5 protein-coding genes and 3 pseudogenes are annotated in these 6,120 nt (G+C 62.4%); 5 read left to right on the top strand and 3 right to left on the bottom strand.

Translation table 11 applies throughout. From position 1 onward, the window contains the following. Both JCM25146_RS20115 and ccmB read left to right on the top strand, forming a co-directional pair. Window positions 1-198 (top strand): annotated as a pseudogene (locus JCM25146_RS20115) (heme ABC exporter ATP-binding protein CcmA); the annotation flags it as partial. Further along, window positions 195-863: a heme exporter protein CcmB gene (gene ccmB / locus JCM25146_RS15255; protein ID WP_025829105.1), complete on the top strand. Its 669-nt coding sequence runs from the start codon at window positions 195-197 to the stop codon at window positions 861-863. The pseudogene JCM25146_RS20115 and the gene ccmB, both read left to right, overlap by 4 nt. A 120-nt stretch (window positions 864-983) precedes the next feature. Here ccmB and JCM25146_RS15250 read toward each other — a convergent pair whose 3' ends face one another. Together JCM25146_RS15250 and JCM25146_RS20110 are read right to left on the bottom strand one after the other, a co-directional pair. After that, a complete protein-coding gene (locus JCM25146_RS15250) occupies window positions 984-1,724 on the bottom strand; it encodes a YfdX family protein (RefSeq protein ID WP_035372802.1) in 741 nt (246 codons plus the stop codon). Window positions 1,725-1,947: 223 nt separating this feature from the next. Further along, complete coding sequence (locus tag JCM25146_RS20110) at window positions 1,948-3,078, bottom strand: type III PLP-dependent enzyme (protein WP_035372800.1); 1,131 nt, start codon at window positions 3,076-3,078, stop codon at window positions 1,948-1,950. Between the two features lie 449 nt (window positions 3,079-3,527). On the opposite strand from JCM25146_RS20110, the gene JCM25146_RS15240 reads away from it, so the two are divergent. Next, window positions 3,528-4,568 (top strand): YihY/virulence factor BrkB family protein, encoded by a 1,041-nt coding sequence (locus tag JCM25146_RS15240; protein ID WP_025829100.1) that lies wholly within the window; start codon window positions 3,528-3,530, stop codon window positions 4,566-4,568. Window positions 4,569-4,673: 105 nt separating this feature from the next. Here the strand turns inward: JCM25146_RS15240 and JCM25146_RS20105 are convergent, their stop codons facing one another. Beyond that, on the bottom strand, window positions 4,674-5,159 hold the full coding sequence (locus tag JCM25146_RS20105) for a septal ring lytic transglycosylase RlpA family protein (protein ID WP_025829099.1): 486 nt from the start codon (window positions 5,157-5,159) through the stop codon (window positions 4,674-4,676). 363 nt (window positions 5,160-5,522) lie between these two features. Here JCM25146_RS20105 and aroQ point away from each other — a divergent pair. Beyond that, window positions 5,523-5,977, top strand: a pseudogene (gene aroQ, locus JCM25146_RS20100) (type II 3-dehydroquinate dehydratase). Next, window positions 5,974-6,120: pseudogene (locus tag JCM25146_RS24300) on the top strand (acetyl-CoA carboxylase biotin carboxyl carrier protein); the annotation flags it as partial. The pseudogenes aroQ and JCM25146_RS24300, both read left to right, overlap by 4 nt.

Here is a 6,120-nt window from a genome sequence, read left to right as displayed (position 1 = left end):
CTGGACGAGCCGAGTCTGGGGCTGGACTCGGCCGCCATCACCCTGCTGGGCAACGCCATGGCCGCACACCGCGCACGGGGCGGCGTGATTATTGCCACAACCCATGTCCCCCTGCCGCTGGACAACACCTGCGCGCTGGACCTGCCCGGTGCCGCCGACCCACGACCCATAAGCCTGTATGAGGGAGAGTACGCATGACCCGTCTGTTCTGGGGCATTGTCATGCGCGACCTGCGGCTGGCCGTACGCCACGGGGCGGATACGCTGGGTGCTGTGCTGTTTTTTGTGGTAAGCGCCACGCTGTTCCCGCTTGCTCTTGGCCCATCGCCCGAGCTGCTGCGCCACATGGCGCCGGGTATTCTGTGGGTTTGCGCCCTGCTGGCAGCCCTTTTGCCGCTGGACCGCCTGTTTGGCGCGGAGCTGGAGGATGGATCACTCGACCAGCTCCTCCTCCTTGGTCTGCCCCCGGCACTGGTCGCCCTTGCCAAAATAACCGCCCACTGGCTGACAACCGGCGTCCCGCTCCTGCTGGCGGCTGGCCCGCTGGCCATTATGCTGGGCCTGCCCGCCACCACCCTGCCTGTACTGCTGGGGGGGCTGTTTCTGGGCTCTGTCGTGCTGTCACTTATCGGAGGGATGGGGGCGTCCATTGTGCTGGGCGCGCGCCGTGGGGGGGTGCTGCTGCCCCTGCTGACCCTGCCACTGGCAACACCCGCCCTGATTTTTGGCGCAGCCGCAATAGATGCCGCCTCCAACGGGCTGCCATGGCAACCCGACCTTGAGCTGCTGGGCGCTTTTGTAGCAGGCACGCTCCCGCTCTGCCCCCTAGCCGCAGGGGCCGGACTGCGGGCCGCAGCAGAGTAACACCGCAAACACACACAGGGCGGGAGCCACTGGTGTGGTCCCCGCCCTGTGTTGCAGCCTATGTGGCCCGCCCTCTTGCCCGCCTGCACGGCGGCACAGGCCACACCAGTCAAACCCGCCTTATTTTGCGGGGGTAGAAGCCGGGGCAGGTGCTGCCTTGGCCGGACCACCGGCAGGCTGCGCGTTAGAGACCGCCTGAATGTCCACAGACGCATAACGCACGGCCTGCTGCGCATCCCGCAGGGCTTCGCTCGCCTTGTAAGGGTCTTTGCCGATCTGCTTGGCGGCACGGGCCACGTCCTGCGTCACCTGCTCCAGCGGCACGGCGGCAATGACGTAATCCGCATCCACACTGGTCACGCGCAGCACTTCAGCCGCGCGGGCGGGGTTACCCGCTTTGAGGTGCCGGTTGGCAGCCGCCACAACGGCTGTTTTTTCCGGTGTTTCCTCTGCATTCGCGTTCAGCACCAGTTCACCATCAATGGGCAACCATGCCACCTGCTGCGTAGCCGGCGCAGTGGGGCGCGGGCGGGACAGGCCGGTTTTGCTCGGCATCAGCTCTGCTGCGGCTTTCTGGAAGGCGGTGTTGTCCGAGCGGGCCGTAGTCAGGGCTTGCTGGGCATTGGCAATAAGGGCCTTGGCCCCTGCCAGATCACCATCAAAAATGGCGTTGCGGGCGAGGGACAGATATTCGAACGCCATGCTGCCATCATCGGAAAGACGGCTGAAGTCCTGCGTGGCGGCGGACTGTGCACCCGTGCTGGCGGTGGCCGCACCTGCTGGTGCCTGCTGTGCATACAAAGGTGTTGCCCCAGCCGTTGCCACCAGAACCGTACCCAGCAGCATACCCATTCGTGTCATGATAACTCCCTTTACCCAAGGCCCCGATCATGGGCTGTGTCTGCGGCAATTGTTAAGCGCATCGGGGCTGCTGCAAAGGGCTGCGCGCACAATACAGGCCTGTCTTTATGGCAGAGGGGAGCAGAACAGAAAAACCCCCACCCACCGGACCAAAGTGGCACGGCAGGTGAGGGCTGATCGTTGACGCATGACCCATGAGGCGCACACCCCATGGCAGGTCGGCTCAGATGTAGTGCTCGCTCAGCGGCGCAAAGCCGTTAAAGCGGGTCGAGCAGTAGGTGGAGACATATGCCCCCGTACCCAGCAGGTCGATCTGCTCGCCCGAGCACAGGTCGAGAGGCAGGTCGTAGTGGGTTTTTTCGTACAGGATGTCCGCCCCGTCGCAGGTTGGGCCAGCCAGTGCAACCGGTCCCGTGGGGGAGCCGTCCCGTGCGGTGCGGATTGCGTAGCGAATGGATTCGCCCTCTGTTTCCGCCAAACCGCCAAAGCGCCCGATGTCCAGATACACCCAGCGTGGCCCGTCCTGACGGCCACGTGCGCTCACCAGCACCACCTCGGTACGGACCACACCGGCCTCGCCCACAATAAAGCGACCGGGCTCGACCAGCATTTCGGGCAGTGCATTGCCAAAATGCTCGGTCATGGCGCGGCAGATCGCCCCGGCAAAATGGTCAATCTCGGGCACATCCTCGCGGTAGCGGATGGGGAAGCCCCCGCCCAGATTGATCATGCGCAGGTCCAGCCCCGCGTCACTCAGGTCCGTGAACAGGCTGGCCACGCGGGAGATGGCGGCCTCGTACGCCTCGGCCGAGAGCTGCTGGCTACCCACATGGAAGGACAGACCATACGGGTCCAGCCCCAGCGCGCGCGCTTCCAGCATCAGGTCACGCGCGGATTCGACCGTGGTGCCAAACTTGCGTGAGAGCGGCCATTCCGCATCGTAATTGTCTACCAGCAGGCGGCAGTACACGCGGCTGCCCGGAGCATGCTGGGCAATTTTTTCCAGCTCTTCGCGGCAGTCGAACACGAACATGCGCACGCCAGCCTTGTAGGCGGCCTGAATGGCAGACACTTTTTTGACCGTGTTGCCAAAGGAGATGGACTCGGGGTCCGCCCCTGCGGCAAGGCAGAGGGAGACTTCCTCCCACGATGCCGCATCAAAGCAGGAGCCAAGCCCGACCAGACGGGTCAGGATGGGCATGGCCGGGTTGGCCTTGACCGCATAGTAAATGCGCGCGAGCGGCAGGGCTTTGCCCAGTGCGCGGTAACGGGCTTCCACCTGGTCAACATCGACGACAAGGCAGGGCGTTGCCGGCTTTTGCTCGGCAAGAAAACGGGTGATTTTGGGATTCATGTCCCCACTCCCCCAGTTCAGGCTCCTCCGCCTGATGTGCGGAGAAGGACGTTGCGAAACGGTCTAACGGACCAGCGAAAGGCAGACCTGCAAAGAGGTCCCGATTAGCCAGAACGCTTGACGTCGTTGCGTAACCTCAGAGGGCCAGTGGCACGTGCGTTGCTGCGTAGGGGCGTGGATATGCGACCAAACCAACACAAGCGCAAGTAAAAAATCCCAAGAAAACAAAAAAACTTGGCACCCCCCCCAACCCCCGATAAGAGTTGGAAACATTATGGTTGCTTCACGCTTTTCTGCTGTCCTGTTCACGTAAAATCTTTTGTGCGCCCCATTGTGAAGTACACCTGACCAGACTCCACAACCGGCCCCTGCGGCCGACCATGGTGCGCACGTGGAGTGCCTGATGCACGCATCGGGCCAAACCACAGATCAAGGATCTTTGTGACTTCATGCAGGCTCTCTGGCAGTCGGACCGCCCCACCCTTACCCACCATACGGCCCCTGAACCTCCGGTGCTGACCGCCAAGCTGCGCTTTGCAAGCCCGTGGGCCATGAGCCGCAAGGACTGGCGGATTATTGTCTCCAACACCTTTAAAAACCTTGTGTTCGGGCCAACCACGCTGGTGGCTGCGGGGTGCGCGTTCTATACCACGCTCTCGCTGTTCCCCGCCATCAGCGCGCTGATCTCCATTTACGGGCTGGTGTTTGACGTGCAGACCGTGGCCCCGCAAATGGACATTCTGCGGAACCTCCTCCCCCCCAGCGCATTCAACCTGCTCTATGACCGGGTACAGACGCTGGTGGCCGAGCCGCCATCCTCCCTGACCATGAACCTGATCATCTCGCTCACGGTCGCGCTCTGGTCCGCCTCCGCCGCCACACGCTCCATCCTGTCCGCGCTGAACATTGCCTACAACACGCGTGAAAACCGGAATTTTCTGGTGTTTCAGGCCACAGCCTTTGCCATGACCCTGTCTGGCATCCTTGGCGCGGTGCTCACGCTGGCGCTGCTGGTGGCCATGCCACTGCTGCTGGCACTCCCCGCCATCCTGCACATTCCCACCCCTCCCGGCTCCATCGAATTTCTGGCGCGCTGGAGCGGACCTGTCGTCATGTTCACCTTTGAAACACTGGCCCTGTCAGCCCTGTACCGCTTTGGGCCAGACCGCAAGCGGCACACCCAGTGGCGCTGGGTACTACCCGGTGCGCTGACCTCCACCATTACGTGGATCGGGGCATCCCTTGGTTTTTCGTATTACGTGGCGCATCTGGCCAGCTACAGCGCGACCTACGGACCCTTGGGTGCGTTTATCGCCATCATGATGTGGTTTTTTGTGACCGCATGGGTGGTGCTGATGGGAGCAGAGCTCAACGCCCAGATGGAAGGGTATGCCCTCGGGCTGATCCATCCGACGGAAAGCGATGCCATGCTGGCCAGCAAACCTGCCACACCAACGGACTGCCCCCGCGCACCCCGGGCGGAACTCTAAACACCGCCACCATCCCTCAGAGCAAAAACTGAGGCGCGACTCCTGCAACTGGCAGGAAACTCTAGCTGGGAGAACCGGCAGAGATTCCTGCCAGAGCGTTAAAGCTTACGGGTGCCCGAAGCGCTTGCGCTGAAGGTGGATCGGACGGCCATGCTGCCCGGCCTGCTGTTTGGTGGACGTGGAAACGGTGGAAGTTGTCCGCACTTCAGGCGCGGCCGCCACTTCCTCTGGCGTTGCGGCCTGCACACTGACGTGCGCCACACCGGCACCAAGCATACCAAGCTGGGCCGCGGCAGCCTGCGAAAGGTCAATAATCCGCCCGCGGCTGTATGGCCCACGGTCATTGACCGTCACCACAACCGAGCGTCCCGTCTCTTCAGAGGTCACGCGCAGCTTGCTGCCAAGGGGGGCTGTGGGGTGGGCGGCTGTCAGGCGGGTCTTGTCAAACCGGGCCCCCGAGGAGGTGCGCCGCAGGTGCTGGCGCGCAGCGCCATACCAGCTTGCCATGCCCTTCTGGGCCACTTCGCTACCGGAAACGGTGCCAGCATCGGCCACATCCTGCGCCTCGCGCGCTGCAAGGGCCTTATGCACGGATTCGGCCCATGCAGTACCACCTGAAACGTCCGCCGCAGCCGCATGGCTGAAGGGAGCGCGAACAATGAGGTTGTGACTAACACACTTCCAAGAAGTGCCCGGCGCAGGGCTGACATCCGCCTGTTAACTCCGTTTTTGTTCAAGACCACTCCTTAATGGTCCCTTTACATGCCCGAAGGCAACCTTTTTCGGCCTCCAGTACGGGCAACCTGCGCAGTTATTCCGCCCCCGCGTGGCAAAAATATGACCATCTTTCCCCCGCGCACGCTGGCCCAAAGCGCGTGGAGGAGACCATGGTCCCACTTTTCGTGCCGCTTTCTCTTGGATACGCGGGCGCATCGTGCTACGGCCCCGTCTGTCATGGAAAGACCTCTCATTGCTGTGCTGAACGGCCCCAACCTGAACATGCTTGGCCAGCGCCAGCCCGAAGTATACGGGCGGGCAACGCTGGAGACGTGGAACAGCTATGCCTGCAGACCGCCGAAAAGCTGGGACTGGCCATAGACTTCCGCCAGACCAACATAGAAGGCGAGCTGATCTCCTGGGTGCAGGAGTGCCGCAGGCGGGCCAAAGGCATTATTATCAATCCAGCAGGCTATACCCATACGTCCATCGCCCTGCTGGATGCACTGCTGGCTACGGACCTGCCAGTAATTGAGGTCCATATCTCCAACATTCACCGCCGCGAGCCATTCCGCCACCACTCCTACGTTTCACGCGCCGCTACCGGCGTGATCTGCGGACTGGGTGTTGGCGGGTATTCTCTGGCCTTGCAGGCAATGACTGATCTTATTCTGGATGAGGATGACCAATGAGCGGACTGCTCGTGGACGCGGATGCCATTCGGGCTCTGGCCGAAATTCTGACTGAAACCGGACTGACCGAAATTGAGGTGTCTGAAAAAGACCGCCGCATTCGTGTGGCCCGTGCGCCCGCAACCGTGCAGGCCGCAGCGCCT

The sequence above is a fragment of the Acetobacter okinawensis JCM 25146 genome, from assembly GCF_000613865.1.
GTDB classification, from domain to species: domain Bacteria; phylum Pseudomonadota; class Alphaproteobacteria; order Acetobacterales; family Acetobacteraceae; genus Acetobacter; species Acetobacter okinawensis.
Note: the sequence above shows the minus strand (reverse complement) of the source record. Positions and strands in the feature narration are given on the sequence as shown.